17 protein-coding genes and 1 tRNA gene are annotated in these 20,415 nt (G+C 69.0%); 1 reads left to right on the forward strand and 17 read right to left on the reverse strand.

The window, feature by feature from the left end:
- Positions 1–59 precede the first annotated feature (59 nt).
- The 12 genes from ACYVI5_RS04310 to topA form a co-directional block, all read right to left on the reverse strand.
- Entirely contained in the window at positions 60–845 is a 786-nt protein-coding gene (locus ACYVI5_RS04310) for a 3-hydroxyacyl-CoA dehydrogenase (RefSeq protein ID WP_460579139.1), read from the reverse strand.
- A 47-nt stretch (positions 846–892) separates the two neighbouring features.
- Positions 893–2,092, reverse strand: coding sequence for a thiolase family protein (locus tag ACYVI5_RS04315; protein WP_460579140.1), 1,200 nt, complete (start codon positions 2,090–2,092; stop codon positions 893–895).
- Positions 2,093–2,240: 148 nt separating this feature from the next.
- Entirely contained in the window at positions 2,241–4,499 is a 2,259-nt protein-coding gene (locus ACYVI5_RS04320; RefSeq protein ID WP_460579141.1) for a CHAD domain-containing protein, read from the reverse strand.
- Complete coding sequence (locus ACYVI5_RS04325; RefSeq protein WP_460530695.1) at positions 4,487–4,864, reverse strand: YciI family protein; 378 nt, start codon at positions 4,862–4,864, stop codon at positions 4,487–4,489. Before ACYVI5_RS04325 ends, ACYVI5_RS04320 begins: the two co-directional genes overlap by 13 nt.
- 273 nt (positions 4,865–5,137) lie before the next feature.
- The gene (locus tag ACYVI5_RS04330; RefSeq protein ID WP_460579142.1) at positions 5,138–7,384 is read right to left on the reverse strand and encodes a D-alanyl-D-alanine carboxypeptidase/D-alanyl-D-alanine-endopeptidase; all 2,247 of its coding nucleotides are present in this window, start codon (positions 7,382–7,384) and stop codon (positions 5,138–5,140) included.
- A gap of 80 nt (positions 7,385–7,464) precedes the next feature.
- Positions 7,465–8,448, reverse strand: a complete 984-nt coding sequence (locus ACYVI5_RS04335; protein WP_460579143.1) for a Gfo/Idh/MocA family protein — start codon at positions 8,446–8,448, stop codon at positions 7,465–7,467.
- Positions 8,449–8,516: 68 nt separating this feature from the next.
- Positions 8,517–8,589, reverse strand: a tRNA-Thr gene (locus ACYVI5_RS04340).
- Positions 8,590–8,773: 184 nt separating this feature from the next.
- On the reverse strand, positions 8,774–9,430 hold the full coding sequence (locus tag ACYVI5_RS04345; protein ID WP_460579144.1) for a TetR/AcrR family transcriptional regulator: 657 nt from the start codon (positions 9,428–9,430) through the stop codon (positions 8,774–8,776).
- 63 nt (positions 9,431–9,493) lie between these two features.
- A complete protein-coding gene (locus ACYVI5_RS04350) occupies positions 9,494–11,020 on the reverse strand; it encodes an alpha/beta hydrolase (protein ID WP_460579145.1) in 1,527 nt (508 codons plus the stop codon).
- Positions 11,017–12,234: a DNA polymerase III subunit delta' gene (locus ACYVI5_RS04355; RefSeq protein ID WP_460579146.1), complete on the reverse strand. Its 1,218-nt coding sequence runs from the start codon at positions 12,232–12,234 to the stop codon at positions 11,017–11,019. Before ACYVI5_RS04355 ends, ACYVI5_RS04350 begins: the two co-directional genes overlap by 4 nt.
- A gap of 9 nt (positions 12,235–12,243) precedes the next feature.
- Complete coding sequence (gene tmk / locus ACYVI5_RS04360; protein WP_460531834.1) at positions 12,244–12,942, reverse strand: dTMP kinase; 699 nt, start codon at positions 12,940–12,942, stop codon at positions 12,244–12,246.
- A gap of 17 nt (positions 12,943–12,959) precedes the next feature.
- Positions 12,960–15,833 carry a type I DNA topoisomerase gene (gene topA, locus ACYVI5_RS04365; RefSeq protein ID WP_460579147.1) on the reverse strand — a complete coding sequence of 958 codons (2,874 nt, stop codon included), beginning with the start codon at positions 15,831–15,833 and terminating at the stop codon, positions 12,960–12,962.
- 483 nt (positions 15,834–16,316) lie between these two features.
- Between topA and ACYVI5_RS04370 the strand changes: the two genes are divergently transcribed.
- Positions 16,317–16,562 (forward strand): hypothetical protein, encoded by a 246-nt coding sequence (locus ACYVI5_RS04370; protein WP_460530674.1) that lies wholly within the window; start codon positions 16,317–16,319, stop codon positions 16,560–16,562.
- A gap of 77 nt (positions 16,563–16,639) precedes the next feature.
- Here the strand turns inward: ACYVI5_RS04370 and ACYVI5_RS04375 are convergent, their stop codons facing one another.
- From ACYVI5_RS04375 to ACYVI5_RS04395, 5 genes are all read right to left on the reverse strand, one after another.
- Positions 16,640–17,005: an Rv3654c family TadE-like protein gene (locus ACYVI5_RS04375; protein ID WP_460579148.1), complete on the reverse strand. Its 366-nt coding sequence runs from the start codon at positions 17,003–17,005 to the stop codon at positions 16,640–16,642.
- Positions 17,002–17,415, reverse strand: coding sequence for a TadE family type IV pilus minor pilin (locus ACYVI5_RS04380; protein ID WP_460579149.1), 414 nt, complete (start codon positions 17,413–17,415; stop codon positions 17,002–17,004). The genes ACYVI5_RS04375 and ACYVI5_RS04380 overlap by 4 nt, the downstream gene beginning before the upstream one ends.
- Position 17,416: 1 nt before the next feature.
- Positions 17,417–17,671, reverse strand: a complete 255-nt coding sequence (locus ACYVI5_RS04385; protein WP_460531831.1) for a DUF4244 domain-containing protein — start codon at positions 17,669–17,671, stop codon at positions 17,417–17,419.
- A gap of 160 nt (positions 17,672–17,831) precedes the next feature.
- Positions 17,832–18,893, reverse strand: coding sequence for a type II secretion system F family protein (locus ACYVI5_RS04390; protein ID WP_460579150.1), 1,062 nt, complete (start codon positions 18,891–18,893; stop codon positions 17,832–17,834).
- The gene (locus tag ACYVI5_RS04395) at positions 18,890–19,882 is read right to left on the reverse strand and encodes a TadA family conjugal transfer-associated ATPase (RefSeq protein WP_460579151.1); all 993 of its coding nucleotides are present in this window, start codon (positions 19,880–19,882) and stop codon (positions 18,890–18,892) included. The genes ACYVI5_RS04390 and ACYVI5_RS04395 overlap by 4 nt, the downstream gene beginning before the upstream one ends.
- Between the last annotated feature and the right edge of the window lie 533 nt (positions 19,883–20,415).

Below are 20,415 nucleotides of genomic sequence, written 5' to 3' on the forward strand. Positions count from 1 at the left end.
CCTCGGAGAGTAGACCTGCTGTCACGACCGAGCCGGCGTAGCCGTCTCGGCGAGTAGCGCTACTTCGGCTGCATGCGGATGGCGCCGTCGAGCCGGATCACCTCGCCGTTCAGCAGCGGATTCTCCACGATCTGCCGAACGAGCGCTGCGTACTCGGCGGGCGTGCCCATGCGTGACGGGTGCGGGATCTGCTCCTCGAGCGAGCGCTGCACGTCTTCGGGCATCCCCGCCATCATCGGCGTCTTCATGATGCCCGGCGCAATCGTCATCACACGGATGAGCAGCTTGGAGAGGTCGCGGGCGATCGGCAGCGTCATGGACGCGACTCCGCCCTTCGACGCGGAATATGCGGCCTGACCAATCTGCCCGTCGTAGGCGGCGACGGATGCGGTGTTCACGATCACGCCGCGCTCGTTCGTGGCGGGCACGCCGGGAAGCGATTGCGCCTCGACGGGGTCGTTCTGCGCCATCGCCGCTGCCGCCAGTCTCGTGACGTTGAACGTGCCGATCAGGTTGATGCGGATGGTGCGCTCGAATCCGTCGAGGCCGAGCGCTCCCTCGCGCCCCACGGTGCGACCCGCCGTGGCGATGCCGGCGCAGTTCACGGTGATGCGCAGCGGCGCCAGTGCCTGGGCCGTCTCGACCGCTGCCTGCACCTGCTCGGGATCCGTCACATCCGCAGGTGCGAACACACCGTCGAGTTCCGCAGCGGCCTCCTCGCCGCGCGACGACGGAAGATCGACGATGACGACCTTCGCTCCTGCTTCGGCCAGCACGTGCGCCGTGCCGTTGCCGAGTCCGGATGCGCCGCCGGTGACGATCGCACTGCATTCCTGAATCCGCATATATCCCTCCGTGGTGTGTTACCGGGCGGCCGAAGCCGTGTTCCGCGTCAGAGCCGTTCGATGATGGTGGCGTTCGCCATGCCGCCGCCCTCGCACATGGTCTGCAGCCCGTAGCGGCCGCCGGTGCGTTCGAGCCGCGCGAGCAATGTGCCGAGCAGCCGAGTGCCGGTGGCCCCGAGCGGATGCCCGAGCGCTATCGCCCCGCCGTCGGCGTTCAGCCGCTCGGGATCAGCGTCGAACTCGTTCAACCATGCCAGCGGCACCGGCGCGAACGCCTCGTTCACCTCATATGCGTCGATCTCGTCGAGGTTCAGACCGGTCTGCTTCAGGATGCGCTCGGTAGCCGGCATCACGCCGGTGAGCATGTAGAGGGGGTCGCTCCCGGTCACCGCGAAGGCGTGGAATCGGGCCCGGGGTGTCAACCCGAGCTGCTCGGCGCGACGGGCGCTCATGATGAGCGCCGCGGATGCCCCGTCGGTGAGCGGGGACGAGTTGCCCGGCGTGATCTTCCAGTCCACGTCGGGAAAGCGGTCGGCGAGGGCATCCGTGCGGAATGACGGGTTCAGGCCGGCGAGACCCTCTACCGTCGTGCCGGGCCGCACGGTCTCGTCGGCGGCGACCTCTCGAGCGCCGCCGTCGGCATCCGTCACCCACACCGGGACGAGCTCGCGGTCGAACCGGCCCGACTCGGCCGCCTCGGCCGCCCGTTGGTGGGACCTGGCACTGAACTCGTCGAGCTCATCGCGCCCGAAACCGTACTTCTGCGCGATGAGCTCGGCCGAGACGCCCTGCCCGACGAGGCCGTCCGGGTAGCGGGCGGCGATGCGGCTGCCGCGTGGGTCGCGGCCCAGGGTGGACGTTCCGAGCGGAACGGCGCTCATCGACTCGACCCCGCACGCGATCACGGCGTCCTGCACGCCGGCCATGATCGCCTGCGCGGCGAAGTGCGCGGCCTGCTGGCTCGATCCGCACTGCCGGTCGATGGTCGTGCCCGGCACATGCTCGGGGAATCCGGCGGCGAGCACGGCGTTGCGCGCGGTGTTGTACGACTGCTGACCGACCTGACCGACGCATCCGGCGATCACGTCGTCGATCGTGCCAGGGTCGAGGTCGTTGCGCCTCACGAGTTCGGCAAGCAGGTCGCCCAGCAGATCCACCGGATGCACGCCACTCAGCGCGCCTCCAGGCTTGCCGCGCCCGCTCGGGGTGCGCACGACATCGACGATGACGGCCTCTTCGACGCTCATCCCTCAAGACTAGCGATGGGCCCCCGCTCGACCTCGCCGCGTCCCAGGCACGGCATCCGCCTCACTCCGTGGTCACGTGTTGCGGGTTCGTCGCACCGCGACCCGCAATTCATGACCGCGGAACGGAGGTGTGAGACGCGCAACGCGTTCACAGCGTCGTTCGCGCGGCGCGTGACACCGCGTCGACGAGGTCGTCGAGGTCGGCCAGTCGCTGTTCCGCCTCGAGCCGGATGTCTCGCGCCAGCGCCGCGAGCCGCACGGCCGCCGGCTCCGGGGAACTGTCGGACCACGCCTGCAGCTGCAGCGCGAGAAGGGTGTCGTCCCGGTAGGCGCCGAGCAGATCCTGTACGGCCTCGGCCGCTCGGGCCCGAGCCTCGATTCCGTCCAGCGCTTCCGGATGCACGTGGCGCAGTCCTTCCACGGCCTCACCCGCGTACCGCAGGCGCCGCGCCGCCTTGCGCAGCGCGTGCAGCTCGTCGAGCCCTCGCCGCGTCGCCCGCCGCGAGGCCCGGGCGACCTCGTCGGCGGCCCTGGCCAGTGCCGGCCTCACCACGTCGAGCGGCCTGGCGCCGGCATCCGATCCGGGTTCCGGGTGTTCCGCGAAGGCTCGAAGACAGCGCAGGTCCGCTTGCCCGCTCGAGGAGTCCAGGTGCTCGGCCGCGCGCGCCCGGGACTCCTCAGCCCATCTCTCCGCCTCTGCCACGAGGCCCGCCAGCGTCGAGCGCAGTTCGTGGTCGGGCGACGCATCCGAGCGTTCGCGCAGAGCCGCGGCTCTCACCTCGGCGTCGCGGGCGGTCCCGAGAACAGTCCCGAGTGCCGTAAGCGACGGCCCGACCGCACGGACGGCGTCTCTGTCGAACACGGACCGATAGACGGAAAGGATGCTGCGCACGGTGCGAATGCGTGTGCGCGCCTGGTGCAGGGCATCCGGAGCGTTCGCCGGTATGCCCGCGACGTATTCGTCGAGTTCCGCGACCGCGACCCGGAGGGCATGGCCGAGCAGGTCGACACAAGTGGTCGCGGCTGCGATCTCCGCGCGACGCCGTTCGAGGTGAGCGCGCAGCACCGGGTCGAGGGTGAGGGTGATCGCTCGCTCGAACGCGGCATCCGCTTCGCGGAGCCGGTCCGCACGTGCCAGCAGGTGCGCCTTGGTCGCCCAGGCCGGCTGGAATCGCGCGACTGCCGGGTCGCCGATCGCATCGAGCTCGGCGAGGCCGGCGCCCGGACCGTCCACCTCGGCGATCGACGCGGCGAGCGCCACCCGGGCGCCAAGGGTGGGCGCGACGGCGACCAGAGCCCTGTGCAGCGTGACGAGGGTGCGGCGGTCAACGCGTCCGCTACGAGCACGGTCGTCGTGCGCCGACTGTATGGCCGCCTCGAGCTGGAACCGCCCCACGGTTCGCAGCTGTCCGTGCTCGTCGATCACTAGGCGGCTGGCGGTCAGCAGATGCCGCTCCCCTCGGGCGATCAGGTCGGCATCCCACCGGTCGACGTCCTGCTCGTCGACCGGCACGAAACGACCGCGGCGATCAAGCCGAGCGGATGCCCGCGCCAGCGACAGGCAGAGCAGCGCCGCAAGTCCCAGCACCTCGGGCTCGCGCGGCAGGAGCCGCACGGCGATCTCGGCGAGCGCCAGCGCCTCGGCGCTCAGCGAATCGCCGAGGGAGCCTGTTCCCCCTCGCTCGGTGTCGCGTTCTGCCGTGCCCGCGACGAGCGGCCAGTCGATCGCGTACGCGCCGTAGATCGCCTCGAGCACGGCCGGCAGGCGATCGGCGAGCGCGTCGGTGTTCGGCTCGGAGAACGGGATGCCCGTCTCCTTGATGCGCCGCTTCGCCCGCACGAGACGCTGCGCCATGGTGGGCGCCGGAACGGCGAACGCACGAGCGATGCGCTCGGCGTCCACCCCGAGCACGGTCTGGAGCATGAGCGGTGTGCGGGCCGCTGGATCAATGGCCGGATGCGCGCACACGAACAGCAGCGCAAGCCTGCGATCCGGGATCTCGTCCGGCTCCGGCGCGTCCGGCTCGAGCGTCGCCGGCTCGTGGCGGGGCTCCCCGTCGACGCCCGTGTTCAGCGAGGCGTTGCGGTGCTCCGCTGATCGGAAGCGGTCCAGCATCCTCCGCCTGGCCGTCACGACGAGCCAGCCGGCCGGATTGCGGGGCACGCCCTCGACCGGCCACGAGCGCAGCGCCCGCTCGAAGGCATCCTGCAGGCAATCCTCCGCAAGCGCGATGTCGCGTGTGCCGGCGGCCAGGACCGCGAGCATCCGCCCGTACGACTCCTGCACCGCAACGTCGAGTGCTTCTCGGGCGGATGCCTGCGCCGTGCTGCCCGCGGTCTCGGCAGTGCGACCGGCGACGTCGCTCGCGGCGTCGCCGCCCGCTCCAGGATCCCTCAGCTCGGCCACACCCACTGGCCGTCCACGAGCGAGATCGCGGAGGGTCGCACCTCGATCACCCCGTACTGCGCCCCGGGGCACTTCTCCGCCCAGGCGAGTGCGGCGTCGAGGTCGGGCACATCGATCACGAAGGTTCCGGCGAGCTTCTCCTTCGTGTCGGCGAACGGGCCGTCTTGTACGGTCAGCCCGCCGTTTCGCAGCGTCACCTGCGTGGTGTCGGCGACCGGACGCAGGATCTCGCCTGCCACCAGAACGCCCGCCTTCGCGAGCGCCTTGCCGTACTCGTCGAATGCGACCCTGAAGGGCGCCATGTCTTCTTCGGAGATGCCGGCATCCTGGGCTTCCAGACTGTGCAACAGCAGTGCGTACCGCATTTCGTCATCCTCTCATCCGGCCACGGGCTGCGGCCGTTCATGGTGGTGACGATCGCTCTCGCCGTCGATCGACAGGGAGACCACCTTGAAAGGGACGGGGGCTCGCCTCAATCAGTTGTGTTCGCGGCCTCGCCGCTCAACAACTTCAATCGGCTCGGCAAAACGAGCAAGCTCGCTTCGCTCTCGCCTCAATCAGTTGTGTTCGCGGCCTCGCCGCTCAACAACTTCAATCGGCTCGGCAAAGCGAGCAAGCTCGCTTCGCTCTCGCCTCAATCAGTTGTTCGACAGATTGTTGCCGCACTCGTAGAAAGCGGTCGTGAGGTTGTCTATCGCGTTCAGTGCCGCGTCGTCGCTGCCGTAGTTCAGCGCGTAGATCGCGAACGTGAGGTTGGTGCCGTCCTTCGCATGGATGACGCCGGCGAGCGTGCGGGAGGTGTTGATCCATCCGGTTTTCGCGTTCACGTGTCCGGCGGCATTCGACGAGAACGAGCCGTCGAACCGGTCATAACCGGGACCGAGGGTGCCCGTCTTGCCTGCGATGGGCATCCCGTCGTAGATGTCGCCGAGCGAGCCCTGCCGGTTCAGCACCTTCACCAGGAATTGCGTGAGATATGACGCCGGAACCTTGTTGTCGGCGCTCAGCCCCGATCCATCCGCGAAGTACAGCCCGTTCTCCGAGATGCCGTATGCCTGCAGCCCCTTGAGCGTGCCCGCGTTGATCGCCGAGAAGCTGTTGCCCGCACCGGTCTTGATCGCGACGAGTCGCGCGAGCTCCTCCATGATCGTGTTGTCGGAGTACGTCAGCGCCTGTTCGGCCAGCGCCGACACCGGTTGCGAAAGCACCTGGCCCAGCTGCTTGGCACCGGCGGGAGCGGTGCCCTGGCTGATCGAGATGTTGCCGCCCAGGTCGTCGGCGAGCGCATTCGCCGCACGCCCCACCGGATCGGTGCTGCGCGGCGACTCCACCGCGGTCGGATCGTTGCGGTCGCCGTCCACCATGAACGACGTCATGTACGGCGTCGAGCCCTCGACCACCCGCTCCTCGTGCTCGTCCCAGCTCGGCAGCCAGACGGGCCCCGAATACAGCGACGTGTCGACGACCAGAGAGGTGATCGGCTGGCCTGCGTTCGACGGGTCGGATGCCCACGCCTGCTTCACCTGGTTCGCCAGGTCATCGAGGTGGGGCGCGTTCGTGTAGAACGACTGCTCACCGCTGGGGAGCCGGGTCAGGGTGACGTCTCCGCCGCCGATCACGACGACCTGGCCGGGCTGCGATCCCTTCACCACGGTCGTCGGCACGCGGTAGTCGGGACCGAGCACACTGAACGCGGCGGCGGCCGTGAGCATTTTGAGCACGCTGGCCGTGGGGGCCGGATTCGAGCCGTTGCGGTCGAACAGCACCTCACCGGTGGATGCGTTCATCACCTGCGCCTCGAGCGTTCCGAATCCGCTGTCGCCGGCGTACGACGCCACGGAGCAGGTGCGGATCTTGCTGGCCGCAGGCGCCGGACTCGGCGTCGGCCGCACGGTCGGCTTGACGGTCGGCGTGGGGCTCGGCTTCGTCGACGCGTTCACGCTGGCCGCTCGCGCGGGCGATGTGGCAGCTCCGATGCCGAACGAGAGGCCGCTGAGCACGACCACCCCGGCGGCGACGCCGGCGATGAGCGAGGTGCGCGGGTTGTTGCGGATCCAGGCGAGGATGCCCGCCAGCGGTCCGCCTCCGCGTCCCGATCCCCCGGTGCCGGCTGATCGGGGACCGCCGGAACCGCGCCCACCGGAACCCCGGCCGCCCGAACCGGCGCCTGCGCCGCTACCGGCCGAGCCTGACCCGCCGGAGCCGGAGCCCCCCGAACCGCCTGATTCCGAGCCGCCCGACGCACCACTCCGGCCGATCGAGGCGAACGCGGCACCCGTCGCGGCGACGGCATGTGCGAACCAGCCCTTGCTTGCGCCGGTGTCCATTGCTCGCTCGGGCGCGTCGTTCGCCTCATCCGACGCAGCCGATTCCGCGGCGGCGATATCGCGCGCCCGGAGCGGAACCTGTACGGCATGGGTGACCGGCTCTGGCTGCGGCGACGACGGTGCGACGTCGGCCGAATGCGCCGGCTGCGAGTCGCCGGATGCAGGAGCATCGGATGCGAGCCAGGAGAACGAGTGCGGTTCCGGTGCGTGCTCGGCCGGCCGGCCCGACGGCTGTGCGCTCGGCCAGCTCGACGGCGAGGCCGGCTCAACCGGTGGCTGCGAGTCGGGCCAGGCCGGCGGCGTCGCCGGTTCCTGCGCGGTGGGCTGCTCCGGCGGCGTAGCAGACTCGGGCGGCGACATCAACGGCGTAGCGGGCTCTGTCGACTCAACGGGCGGCGTGGCAGGCGGCGCCGGCTTCGCAATTGCGGCGGGCTCGACCACAGGGTTCTCCTGTGTCGGGTCGCCGAACAGTTCGCTCAGACCGAGCGCGTCGAAGGCCGATTCGGTGGGATCGCCGGGGCGACGATCACGGCGCGACTGGGGGGACTCGTCGTGCATTCCGCCGAGTGTACCGAGGGCTCCTGAGAGAGTTCGGGACCGGTCGCCCACCCGCTGAGCGTGCTGTCAGAGGACGCCGGTCACCGCTCCTGCGGGTACACCAGCCCGATCTGGGCGCGCACCGCGTCGAGCGTTCGCATGATCGAGACCGACTCCTGGGGCGGCATGATCTCGCTCGCGATGCGCCCGTCGGCGATCAGTCGCTCCGCCTCGCGCGCCTGGAACTGCTTGCCTGCGCCGGTGATCCGCGTCTTGTACTCCTCGACGACCTCGTCTCCGGCGCCGACGACACGGAAGTTCGTGGGGGTGTACCAGACGCGGTCGATCTCGATGCGGGCATCCGTTCCCACGATCGTCGCCGTGTTCACGCCGCGCAGGTCGAGTGCGCAGCGCGTCACGGCGAGCGCCCTGTCGCCGTAGCCGAAGATCGCGTCGGTGGCGGCATCCGCTCCCGTGGCCTCGAATCGAGCGGATGCCTTCACCGTCTCGGGCTCGCCGAGCAGCATCGAGGCGAACGAGATCGGATACACGCCGAGGTCGAGAAGCGCGCCGCCTCCCAGCTCGAGCGCGTTGATGCGGTGCAGCGGATCGCTCGGCAACAGTTGCATGTGGTCGGCGCAGACCTCGCGCACGTCACCGAGCGTGCCCTCCGCGACGATCTCGCGGATGCGCTCGACGTGTGGCAGGAACCGGGTCCACATCGCCTCGAGCACGAGGAGCCCGAGGTCGGCCGCCAGGTCAACGACCCGCTGCGCTTCCGTCGCGTTGAGCGTGAACGGCTTCTCCACGAGTACGTGCTTGCCTGCGCGCAGGGCCAGTTCGGCGTTCGCGGCGTGTTCGGGATGCGGCGTGGCGATGTACACGATGTCGACGTCGTCATCCGCGACGAGTTGCTCGTACGAACCGTATGCGGTGGGGATGTCGAACTCGTCGGCGAAGGCATCCGCCCGCTCCTTGGTGCGGGATCCGACCGCCGCGACGTCGTGCTCGTCGTCGAGCAGCTCCTTCGTGAAGGTGTGGGCGATGCCGCCGGTGCCCAGGATGCCCCATCGGATGCCGCTCATCGCTCCCCCGTCGTGCTCGAGCCGAAAGCCACGAAGAGGGCCCCTTCCGGGACCCTCTTCGTGCTGGGAGCCGCCTGTCGGAATCGAACCGACGACCTATTCATTACGAGTGAATCGCTCTGCCGACTGAGCTAAGGCGGCGTAGCACGGTCGCCCGCGCACAGCAGACAAGCTTAGCGGATACCGAAGGCGCTTCAGACCAGCCAGAGCACATCTCGGCGACCGCTGTGATCAAGGGCGGCCGGATGTCGCGGCTGACGCCGCTCATAGCCTCAATCTGTTCGGCGAGGCGAGCAAGCTCGCATCGCTCTCACCCCAATCGCCTCTACCGCGACTCGTCGCTCACCAGCTCGTGCAGTTCGCCGAACGAGTCCGTCAGCCGGTTGGCGAGCGATCCGTGGCCGCCGGTCTCTGCCCAGCAGGTCCATGCGTGCCGGATGCCGGCGAACGCCACATAGGTCACCAGCCGCGCTCTGCTGTGCAGGCGTTCCGGGTCCTCGGCCAGCAACCCGTCGTCGCGCGTGAGGCGCCGCTCCATCACAGAGACCAGCTCCAGCTCGAGCTGCTTCATGCTCGCCATGCGCAGGCTGAAGAGATGCGGATGCTCGCGCAACAGCCTGCGTCGCAGCGTCTCGATGTCGGCGCCGTCGGGGTTCGGTTCCTGGTCGACGGTCGACAGCAGCAGGTCGCGGATGCCCTCCAGCATCGGCTGCTCCGGTCCGGCCGCCACGAAACGCTCGATCGCCTCCTCATCGGGCATCTCTGGAACGTCGCCGATGACGGCGGCTTCCTTCGTGGGGAAGTAGTTGAAGAACGTGCGGGGCGAGACACCGGCCACGTGGCTGATCTCCTCGACCGTCACGCCGTCGAATCCACGCTCCAGCGCGAGCGCCAGCACCGCGCGCTGGATCGCGTTGCGGGTGGCGAGGCGCTTGCGCTCCCGCACACCGCTGCGCTCGGGGGCAGGGGTGGTGGCGATCACGTGTCCATTATTGCAGTCAGTGCAAAGTCCGGGCGAGAAGGATGCCTGACCGCCGCCGGACCATCAGCACTCCGGGTCGCCCTTCGGCACCGTGCCGTTCACCAGGAACCCGTCCACCGCGTCATTCACACACGAGTTCGACTTGTTGTACGCCGTGTGTCCATGCCCGTGATACGTGACGAGGTGTCCGCTCTCGAGTTGATGGGACAGGTTGACCGCCCACTGGTACGGGGTCGCCGGGTCGCCGGTGGTGCCCACCACGATGATCGGCGGAGCGCCCGACGCGTGAATCGGCGCTTCCTGCCGGGTTGGCTTGTACGGCCAGACCGCGCACCCGATGTCTCCGTACGACATGTACGGGCCGATGACCGGGGCCGCCTTCGTCAGCTCGGCCGCTTGCTTGCGCATGTTGGCCGGATCGGCATCCGATGAGTAGTCGAGGCAGTTGATCGCCGTGAAGGCTTCCGTCGAGTTGTCGGAGTACGTGCCGTCCGAGTTCCGGTCGTAATACGCGTCCGCAAGGATGAACGCCGCCCGCGCGCTGCCGTGCATGACGTCTTTGAAGAGGCTGTCCAGGGCACTCCAGGCCGATGCGTCGTACAGCGGGTAGATGATCGCCGTGACCATGGTGTCGGCACCGAGCTCGCGGCCGTCGGAGTTGCGGATGGGGCTGGCATCCAGTGAGGCCAGGAGGTTCGACACGGTCGACAAGGCATCGTCGAGCGAGCCGGAGAACGGGCATCCCTTGCGTTTGAGGCAATCCGTCAGATAGGCACTGAGTTCCTGCTCGAACCCCTTCGACTGACCGAGGTTCACGTCGAAGCTCGTCGACGATGGATCGAGCGCGCCGTCGAGCACCATGCGGCCGACCCGTTTGGGATAGAGGCCGGCGTAAGTGGCCCCGAGCAGGGTTCCGTAGGAGTAGCCGAGGTAGTTGAGCTTGGCGTCGCCGAGCACAGCACGCAGCACGTCGAGGTCGCGCGCCGCGCTCGTCGTGCCGACCTGACCCAGCAACGAGCCGGTGTTCTGCTTGCATGCCGAGGCGAACGACGTCGCTTCGCGCGTGGATGCTTGGATCCACGCGTCGGATCCGCGCTGCCCCGGGGTGATGCCGAACAGGTAGTCGTCCATCTGCTTGGCGTCGTAGCACTTGACCGCCGTGGAGGCACCCACTCCGCGCGGGTCGAAACCGACGACGTCGTAGTGCTCCTGAAGGTTCTTGTCGACCGCGTAGTCGAGGCTGTCGCGAACGAAGTCGACGCCGGACGCCCCGGGGCCGCCCGGATTGACGAGCAAGGAACCAAGTCGCTTTCCCGTGGCGTAGTGCCTGATCAGCGCCAATTCGATGCTTCCGGACGAGGGATCCGACCACTCGAGCGGCACCTTCACCTTCGCGCACTGGAACTTGCCGCACGTGCTCCAGTCCACGTGCTGCCCGTAGAACGGTGCCAGCGCAGACGAGACCTTCTCCGGCCGCGGGGTCGAGGTGACGGGCGGATGCGCGGGAAAGCATCCGCTCAGCGCCAGCGACAGCGCCACCGCGATCGCGGCGACCACCCCCACGCGGCGCCAGCGCCTCGATCGCGTCATCGGATCTCCCTTCCCGCCCCGTCGGCGGATCGCGGCCGTCGCGCGGTCACGAGCATGGCCTCCAGCGCCAGTGCGGGCGCGACGTTACCGTCGATGCGCTCGCGTGCCGTCTGCACGGCATCCATCGTCGCGAGGGTCGCGGCCGCACTGGATGCCTGCGCCACGGCGAGCATCCGGTCCTTCAGTTCCACGTTCACCAGCTCGGCTCCGGCGTCGAGCTGCAGCATGAGGATGTCGCGATACAGCGACAGCAGATCCGTCAGGATGCGGTCGATGCCGTCGCGGAGACTCCGCGTGGCACGCCGCTTTTGATCGTCTTCCAACTGGCGCAACTGCGCTCGCAGCCCGGGCGGAACGGAACCGCCCTCCTGCACGCCGAGCGACTGCAGGGTGTGCGCCCGCTCCTCGGCGTCCCGCTCCTCGGTGATGGCCTTCGCGTCGGCCCCGGCTATCTCCAGCAGCCGGGCGGCGCCTGCGACCACGTCGGAGACGGTACGGATGCCCAGCGCCAGTTCGAGGGTCTCCTCGCGCCGTGCTCGTGCCTCCTCGTTCGTGGCCAGCCGGTGCGCCATGCCGATGTGGCTCTGCGCGTGCCGCGCCGCGCGCTCGGCGATGTCACCCGCCACGCCGTCGCGTCGCTCGATGAGGTCTGCGACGTCGGCGACGGACGGCACCCGCAGCCGCACTGTGCGCACGCGGGAGCGGATCGTCGGAAGCAGATCCGCGTCGCTCGGCGCGCAGAGGACCCACACGGTGCGCTCGGGCGGCTCCTCCAGCGCCTTCAGCAGAACGTTCGAGGTGCGCTCCGACATGCGGTCGGCATCCTCGATCACCATGACGCGGTAGTGGCTCACCGACGGCGAGAACTGCGAGCTGGAGACCAGCGAGCGCACCTCGTCGATGGAGATGATGACGCGTTCCGTGCTGAGCACGCTGAGGTCGGGGTGGGTCCGCGCCTGCACCTCGCGCGTCGTGGCTGCGTCGCCGTCCGGCCCCTCGGAACTCAGCAGCGCGGCGGCGAACGCGTAGGCGAGGTTCGAGCGACCCGAGCCCGGCGGACCAGTGATCAGCCAGGCGTGCGTCATGGCCGAGGATGCCGTCGCCCCGGCCGCTGCCCGCAGGGTCGCGATCGCATCGGGCTGGCCGGTCAGGTCGTCCCACACCGACGACCCGTCGACCGGCGACGGCCTCACCGAGGTCTGGACAGCTGGCATGGTTCGACGCTACCCGGTGCGTCTGTCAGCGCTTGCCGTCTTCGTGGCAGCTGACGCGCTCGTGCTGCGCGGTGTGATTCCGCGCGCGGCGAGCAACTCGACGACGTGCGCTCCGATCCGGTCTGCGAGGGATTGGGCGGATGCCGCACCGTCGACGACGAGAAAGCGGTCGCGTTCCACCTCCGCCAGGGCGAGGAAGGCGGTGCGCACGCGGGCGTGGAACTCGCCTGCTTCGGCCTCCAACCGGTCGAACCGCTTGTTCGCGGCGTCGAGCCGGCCACGGGCATCCGTCTCGTCGATGTCGAGCAGCACGGTGAGGTCGGGCAGCAGGTTCTCCGTGGCCCAGAGCGAGAGCTCGCGGATCTCCGCCGCGTCGAGCTCCCGCCCCACGCCCTGGTAGGCGACCGAGGAGTCGAGATAGCGGTCTTGCACAACGATCGTTCCGGCGCTCAACGCGGGCCGCACGACCGACGCCACGTGGTGTGCTCGGTCCGCTGCGTAGAGCAGGGCCTCCGCCCGCGGAACGATGTCGCCGTGATGGTGCAGCACAAGCTCGCGGATCTCCAGGCCCACCTCGGTCCCGCCGGGCTCCCTGGTGTGCAGCACGTCGTAACCGGCTGCCGCGAGCCGCTCCACCAGCAGGGACGCCTGTGTCGTCTTGCCCGACCCGTCGCCGCCTTCGAATGTGATGAAGAGGCCGGGCGCCATCTCGGCGGAGGAGTCGCTCACGAGTCCGCGCCGGGTTTCTTCGGGGTCGACGACTTCGGCGTCCCGGTCTTCTTGACCGCAGGCTTTGCCGGTGCCTTCTTGGCGGTCGACTTTCCTGCCGTCTTGGTCGCCGCCTTCGCTCCGGCCGCCTTCGTGGTGCGGCGGGTTGTTCCGGCGCGCTTCGCGGGTCCCTTGGCGCGTTTGTCGGCCAGTAGCTGCACGGCGCGCTGGAAGTCGATCTCTTCGACGGACTCCCCGCGCGGGATGGTCGCGTTCGTCTCACCATCGGTGACGTAGGGGCCGAACCTGCCGTCCTTCACTCGCACCGGCTTTCCACTGACCGGATCCGCGTCGAACTCCTTGAGCGCGCTCGACGCCCGCCTGGCACCGTATTTCGGCTGGGCGAAGAGCTCGAGCGCGCCGGGCAGGTCGATGTCGAAGATCGCGTCCTCGCTGGGAAGCGACCGTGTGTCGGCCCCCTTCTTCAGATAGGCACCGTAACGCCCGTTCTGCGCCAGGATGGGCTCGCCTGATTCGGGGTCCTCGCCGACCGTGCGTGGCAGGTCGAGCAGCTTGAGCGCGGTCTGCAGATCGACGCCGGCCGGATCCATCGACTTGAAGAGCGACGCCGTGCGTGGCTTCTCGGCCTTGGCGGCCTTGGCTTTCGATGCCTTCTTCTTCTTTCTCGGGGCGCTGACCTCACCCGTTTCGAGGTCAACGACCGCGTCGACCGCGTCGGTGATGTCGACCGAGTCGGGCACCGGGGCTTCCTCGGCCTCCAGCTCGGTGACATACGGACCGAACCGGCCGTCTTTGACCACGACGAGCTTGCCGTTGGCCGGGTTCACGCCGAGTTCCCGGTCGGACTGCACCGGCGCCTCGATGAGTTCCTTGGCCTTCGTCACGGTGAGTTCGTCGGGGGCGAGATCCGGTGGGATGTTGACCCGTCGCGGCGTCGCATCCGGCCCGGCTCCCTGCTCGGTCACCTCGAGGTATGGCCCGTACCGGCCGATCCGCAGTGTGATGTCGTCGGTGATCCGAACCGAGTTGATCTCGCGGGCATCGATTTCGCCGAGGTTGTCGACCACCTCACGCAATCCTCGGTGGTCTCCGCTTCCGAAGTAGAAGCCCTTCAACCAGCCGGCCCTGGTCTCATCACCGTCGGCGATGCGGTCGAGGTTGTTCTCGAGCTCAGCGGTGAAGTCGTACTCGACCAGATCGCCGAAGTGATCCTCCAGCAGGCGCACGACCGCGAACGCTATCCAGTTCGGCACCAGTGCCTGGCCCTGCGTGCTCACGTAGCCGCGGTCGACGATCGTGGAGAGGATCGTGGCGTACGTCGACGGACGTCCTACGCCCAGTTCCTCCATGCGCTTGACCAGGCTGGCCTCTGTGTAACGCGGCGGCGGCGACGTCTCGTGGCCCTTCGCCTCGACGTCGCCGACGACGAGAGTCTGCCCCTCCGTCAGCGGCGGCAGCTTGGCCTCGTCGGGCGTCGCCTCCGCGTTGCGCTCCTCGTCGCGGCTCTCCTCGTAGGCTTGCAGGAATCCGCGGAACGTGATGACCGTACCGCTGGCGGCCAGTTCGGCGATCGTGCCGTCGAGCGCCCCCTCCCGCACGCGGGCTTCAATGGTGACCGAGGCCGTCTGACCTTTCGCATCGGCCATCTGCGAGGCGACGGTGCGCTTCCAGATCAGCTCGAACAGGCGCAGCTCGTTGCCGTGCAGCACGGATGCCATCTCTGCCGGCGTGCGCCAGGTGTCACCTGCCGGACGGATCGCCTCGTGCGCCTCCTGCGCGTTCTTGCTGCGGTTGGGGAAGGTACGGGGAGCACTGGGGATGGAGTCGGCACCGTAGAGCGCCTTCGCCTGTGCGCGGGCCGCACTCACCGCCTGCGCCGACAACGCCGTCGAGTCGGTGCGCATATAGGTGATGTGCCCGTTCTCGTACAGCGACTGCGCGACGCTCATCGTCTGCCTCGCGGTGAACCGAAGCTTGCGCGCGGCCTCCTGCTGCAGCGTCGAGGTCGTGAACGGCGCCGAGGGCTTGCGCGTCAGCGGCCGGGTCTCGAGCTTCGCCACGGTGACGGCCGTGGACTGCTGGCGCAGGGCATCCGCGAGCGCCCTGGCAGAGCTCTCGTCGAAGACCCGCGCCTCATTCTTGAGCTGTCCGCGATCGTCGAAGTCGCGGCCGGCAGCGACCCGCTGCCCGTCGACGCGGCTGAGGCGAGCGCTGAACGACTGCGCACCGGCATCCGCCGCCAGCTGCGCGATCAGGTCCCAATACGATGCCGCGACGAACGCCATGCGCTCGCGCTCGCGGTCCACGACGAGCCGGGTCGCCGGGGACTGCACGCGGCCAGCCGAAAGGCCCTGCCGCACCTTGCGCCACAGCACCGGCGACACCTCGTAGCCGTACAGACGGTCGAGGATGCGACGCGTCTCCTGTGCGTCCACCAGCGACATGTCGAGGTCGCGGGTGTTGTCCTTGGCCTTCTCGATGGCGTCCTTCGTGATCTCGTGGAACACCATGCGCTTGACCGGCACCTTGGGCTTGAGTTCCTCGAGCAGATGCCACGCGATCGCCTCGCCCTCGCGGTCCTCATCGGTGGCGAGCAGGAGTTCGTCCGCGTTCTTCAGCAGTTTGCGCAGCTTCGCGACGACGCTGCGCGCTCGGTCGGAGACGACGTAGTACGGCTCGAAGCCGTTGTCGACATCGACGCCGAACTGTCCGAACGCCCCGCGCTTCTTCTCCGCCGGAATGTCTTTGGGCTCGATGAGGTCGCGGATGTGCCCGACGGATGCCTCGACCGTGTATCCATCGCCCAGATACTTCTCGATCGACTTGACCTTGGTCGGCGACTCGACGATGACCAGCTTGTTCCCTGGCACCTGTCTCCTTACCTCGACTCCTGTTGGATGCCCGCTGCTGCTTGCTCCGGCTGCTGTGTTGCCGGCTTGGGCGGCTTTCGGGTGTTCGAACTGACGAGCGGTCCGCGGAACCAGCGCCGGGTTCGGTTCGACGGATCGTCGGTCAGGATGCCTCGGCGTGCGTGTTCACGTCGACCGAGGGTCGTGGGATCTTGACGACTTCGGCACTCGGACCCGGTCCGTGCGCCTGCCTCGTTCCGATCCGCAACGGCCCGGCCAGCATGTCCGACCCGGCAGTGCGGTCGCCGATCCCCCGCTTTCTCCCCCGAGTCGCTCCGGCTCGCCCTGCCGAGTCGAGCCGCGCCGCTCATCAGGCACACCATACACACGTTCTCCGCCGGACTGCCTAATCCACGACGCTGTCGCGGCGTGCGTCCCGTAGGGACGGGTTCGGCCCCAGTTGCGGAGGGTTGACCCCCGGGGTGGGCGGAGGACAATGACATCATGGGTACTTCATCGAGCGGTGCCTACACCGCGAAGCTGACCGACGGACCGCTTGAAGGCAAGACCGTCACCACGGGTTTCCTGGAGACCGGAGAGCCTCAGCCCCGGATCGAGATTCCGGCCTCGAGCGGCGACAAGCGATATGTGTACACGCGCTCGGGCGGTGTGGAGTACGCCTCGGACTCGGGCGACTCCGATCGTCCTACTGCGGTCGATTACCGCTACATCGAGGCCGTCTTCAGCTGAACAGCTGAACCGCTGTTCGCACAGCGCATTCGTCGGCGCTTTCCGCTGCCCGACCGGTCACTGCTGGGCGCTCGCTCTCAGCCGGCGCTGCCCGGCGGTCCTGCTCTCGCCCAGACGGATATCGGGATGCCACCGATATCGTCCTCCGCACTCACGAGCGCGAAAAGTCCGTCGACCGAGCACGCGCCGAGTCGCGCGCCGTTGAGTCGCGCGGCTTGAGCAGCCCGATCGCACGGTGCACCTGCCACGCGTCCGCTGGCGGTATCGGCCGCCGCCAGCGCCGCGGCGTCCGCAGCGGCCGACACGTGCTGCTTCGCGGCGAGAAGCGCGCAGGCGCCCACCGCTGCTGCGCTCGCCATCAACAGCGCGGCGAGGAGACCGATGACGACCAGGGTGGCCGAGCCGCGTTCCGCTCGCCCGGCCAACCCGTTCGCACCGGTCATCGGCCCACGCCCTGCTGATCGGCTGCATCGTCCCCGAGCGCGCAGCCCTGACTATGCACCATGAGACCGGTCAGAGCGGCCGGCCCGGCGGCCTTCTGTGCAAGCGAGACGCAGACGAAGTCCCCGCTCGTGCGTACCGAGACCGCCGACTGCCCGACCGCTCCCGAAATGTTCGAGCGGGCCAGGCCCTCGCCGTCTCCTCGTGCCAGCGAGCGGGCACCGTCGGCCGCGGCATCCGTGAGCCTGGCCTGCTGAACGACCACCTCGATCGCGCCCAGGGCGAATGCCAGTACGAGCAGCACGGCCGGAACGATCGCAGCGAACTCCGCCGTCACGCTGCCCCGTTCCCGACCGAGTTCTCCCGGAAGGCTCGCCCTGTGCCGGGATGAGGCGGTCGTTCGCAGCGACATGTCAGCCCGCCACCGTCAGGGCACGACGCACGAGGTCCGTGAGGATGCCCCGCACCTCGTCGCCGCGAAGAATCAGCACCAGCAGCCCGGCGAACCCGACTGCCGCCATCGTGGCCACGGCGTACTCGGCGGTGGCGGAGCCGCGCTCGTCCGCCAAAGCGCGTCGAAGCATCCCAGATCCTCTCGTTCTCGGTCGGGCATCCGCCGCCCGTCGATCTTGTCGAACGTTCGTCGTTCTCGATTCCCTCTGTTGCATGGGGTCCTGTTGCATGGGGTCCTCCTTGTTGGCGTTCTGCGACGGAAGCCGTCGAATGGCCGTCTCGCTTGATGAGACCGCGCCCGTCATTCCCGTCACTTCGAGCATCATTCGGAAGGCGATCCGCCCGTGGGCCGAAGGTGCGATCGGTGCGAAGCGGTCAGATCCCCCGCAGTGTGGACGACAGGATCGACATCACGAGTGGCGCGACCGAGAGGAGCATGAAGGCCGGCAGCACGCAGACCGCCAGCGGTGCCATCAGCCGCACACCCAGTGCCGCCGACATCGCCTGTGCGCTGCTGCGAGCATCCCGCCGAGCCTGCTCCGCTTCGGCTCGCAAGAGCTCGATCGTGCCCACGCCGGCGCGCTGCGCCAGCGCGAGCACGGAGTCGACCGCTACGGGATCGGGCGGTGCGAGCGCGAAGCGGGCGCAGGCATCCGCTACCCGTCCCAGCGCCCCGGGAGCAGAGCCGCCGCCCGTCATGGCGACGGCCACGAGTTCGATCGCGAGCCCAGGCATCCGTTCCCGGGGTCTTGCTCGTTTCAGCAACGCGCGATTCCAGGAGCGTGCTGCCAACAGGAGTGCGGCGCCTGCGGCGAGGCAGCCGAGTCCGGCCGGTGTGGCGACGAGCACGTGCAACGTATCGAAGCCGAGTCCTGCGCCGAATAGGATGCCGACGGCCGGCAACGCAAGCACCATCCGCGCCGTCGCTCGCGGCCCCGCCAGTGCCGTTTCCCGGTCGCGCTGAGTCTGGCCGAGGTCGCGCAACGACGAGGCGAGATCGCGAAGAGCCTCGGCGAGCGGCGCACCGGATTCGGTGGCGACCTGGATCGCGACGGCGAGACCGCGCCATGCTTCCCGAACGTCGGAGCTTCGCCGCTTCCTGCTCCGGCGCTTCGGGCCCGGAACGCCTGCCTCGGCGGCGGCCGCTATCGCACGAGGCACGTCGCCACCACGTCGCGCGGCATCTGCTGCGGCGCGAATCACGGCATCCGTCACGGTGCGGTGTGCACGCCCGCTCCGTGCACCCCCGCCAGGGACACCGGCGCCCGCCTCTGCCGCGCCGCCGCCCTGTGCATTGCCGCCCGGCTCTGCCGCATCGGTCGCCTCGGCGAGGTACCCCCACGCAGCACCGGGCGGTACCCCGGCGGCGAGCAGCACCGCGAGGCGTCCGGCGACGTCCGCGACAAGTTCGACGGCGGGTCGATGCTGCGGCTTCACCGCTCGGCCGCTTCCTGCACGAGCAGCCGGCCCGCGGCATCCGTGCGGAACGAACCGCAGTGTGCGACGCGACGGATGCCGTCCACGCGCTCAAGGTGCACCACCAGGTCGAAGGCGCTGACGGCCTGACGTGCGACTGCCGAGGCGTCCATCTCTGCGAGGGCGCCGAGAGCCTCCAGCCGTGCCGGCACATCATCCATCGAGTTCGCGTGCAATGTGCCCGCCCCGCCGTCATGCCCGGTGTTCAGTGCGGACATCAGGTCTTGCACCTCGGCTCCTCTGCACTCACCGACGACCAGACGGTCGGGGCGCATCCGCAACGCCTCTCGCACGAGCCGGTCCAAGCCGATAGCCCCGGCGCCCTCGAGGTTCGCCTGCCGCGCCTCCATCGCCACCACGTGCGGATGTCGCACGTGCAGTTCCGCGACATCCTCGATGCAGACGATCCGCTCGTGCGGAGGCGCCTCGGCGAGCAGTGCGGAGAGAAGAGTGGTCTTTCCACTGCCGGCCGCCCCCGTGACGAGCAGGTTGGCGCGGTCTCGCACCGCGGCTTCGAGCCGCTGCCGATGCCGGCCGAGCATGCCAGCAGTGTCGAGCTCATCGAGCGTGAACCGGCTGGGCCGGGGCACGCGGATCGAGATCAGAGTGCCGCCGGTGGACACGGGAGGAAGCACGACGTGCACCCGGATGCCCGCCGCCAGGCGCACGTCGACACAGGGGTTCGCTTCATCGACATGTCGTCGGCCGAGTGCGACGAGACGCACGGCGAGGGCACGCAGCGATCGTTCCTCGCAGGACCAGGCCGGGTCGTGTACCGCCCCCGCGCCGGTGTCGACCCAGAGCCCGGCCTGACCGTTGACGAAGACGTCGGTGACGCCCGGCGCCGCGACGAACGGGGCAAGCGGGCCGAACGCCGACCAGTCCAGCGATTCGACCGTGCTCTCGACCTGCTCATCGCCGTACGACTCGGCCCGGAGCACTTCATCCATGACGGCCTCCCCGGCGCGTCCCTCTCGGCCCTCGATGGTCTCGGGCCGAGAAGGCGTGGCCTCTCTCCCGTCGGGGTTCGGCTTCACCGTGAATGCAATCGCCCCGGGCGTCGCAGCCGGCGTCTCGGCAGCCACGGGAATCGCCGCCGCAGACGCCGTTGCCGGTCCGGACGACGCGGCCGAGGGCGCGGCACCTCGCGCACGCGCCACGGGCGGACGCGGCACAAACGGAACGGTAAAACTGCGGGAGCGGTGCGCGACGGGCATAGAGCGACGCTACGGACGTGGCTCGGATGGTCGGCCATCCGAGCGCAGGTTGGTGCAGTTCGCTGTCGTGGCCCCGCTTGTGGACGAGGAGACCGGCCGAAAGCCCGAGTCTGCACCGCGCGTTAAATGCAAGGGGCGGCACCTATTGGGGGGAACAGGTGCCGCCTCAGCGACGAGGGATTGGGGGGAATCGTTCTCGCCGCACGCCAGAATTATCATTCGGCCGATCGATAGTGTACGCCATGAGTTCGATCGCGCAAGAGGCA

The organism is Humibacter ginsengisoli (assembly GCF_054780095.1).

Bases quoted from the DNA above. Each gene is read 5' to 3' on its own strand.
- ACYVI5_RS04310 (WP_460579139.1), bottom strand. From the start codon at position 845: ATGCGGATTCAGGAATGCAGTGCGATCGTCACCGGCGGCGCATCCGGA.
- ACYVI5_RS04315 (WP_460579140.1), bottom strand. From the start codon at position 2,092: ATGAGCGTCGAAGAGGCCGTCATCGTCGATGTCGTGCGCACCCCGAGC.
- ACYVI5_RS04325 (WP_460530695.1), bottom strand. From the start codon at position 4,864: ATGCGGTACGCACTGCTGTTGCACAGTCTGGAAGCCCAGGATGCCGGC.
- ACYVI5_RS04330 (WP_460579142.1), bottom strand. From the start codon at position 7,384: ATGCACGACGAGTCCCCCCAGTCGCGCCGTGATCGTCGCCCCGGCGAT.
- ACYVI5_RS04335 (WP_460579143.1), bottom strand. From the start codon at position 8,448: ATGAGCGGCATCCGATGGGGCATCCTGGGCACCGGCGGCATCGCCCAC.
- ACYVI5_RS04350 (WP_460579145.1), bottom strand. From the start codon at position 11,020: ATGACGCGATCGAGGCGCTGGCGCCGCGTGGGGGTGGTCGCCGCGATC.
- ACYVI5_RS04355 (WP_460579146.1), bottom strand. From the start codon at position 12,234: ATGCCAGCTGTCCAGACCTCGGTGAGGCCGTCGCCGGTCGACGGGTCG.
- tmk (WP_460531834.1), bottom strand. From the start codon at position 12,942: ATGGCGCCCGGCCTCTTCATCACATTCGAAGGCGGCGACGGGTCGGGC.
- ACYVI5_RS04370 (WP_460530674.1), top strand. From the start codon at position 16,317: ATGGGTACTTCATCGAGCGGTGCCTACACCGCGAAGCTGACCGACGGA.
- ACYVI5_RS04375 (WP_460579148.1), bottom strand. From the start codon at position 17,005: ATGACCGGTGCGAACGGGTTGGCCGGGCGAGCGGAACGCGGCTCGGCC.
- ACYVI5_RS04380 (WP_460579149.1), bottom strand. From the start codon at position 17,415: ATGTCGCTGCGAACGACCGCCTCATCCCGGCACAGGGCGAGCCTTCCG.
- ACYVI5_RS04385 (WP_460531831.1), bottom strand. From the start codon at position 17,671: ATGCAACAGAGGGAATCGAGAACGACGAACGTTCGACAAGATCGACGG.
- ACYVI5_RS04395 (WP_460579151.1), bottom strand. From the start codon at position 19,882: ATGGATGAAGTGCTCCGGGCCGAGTCGTACGGCGATGAGCAGGTCGAG.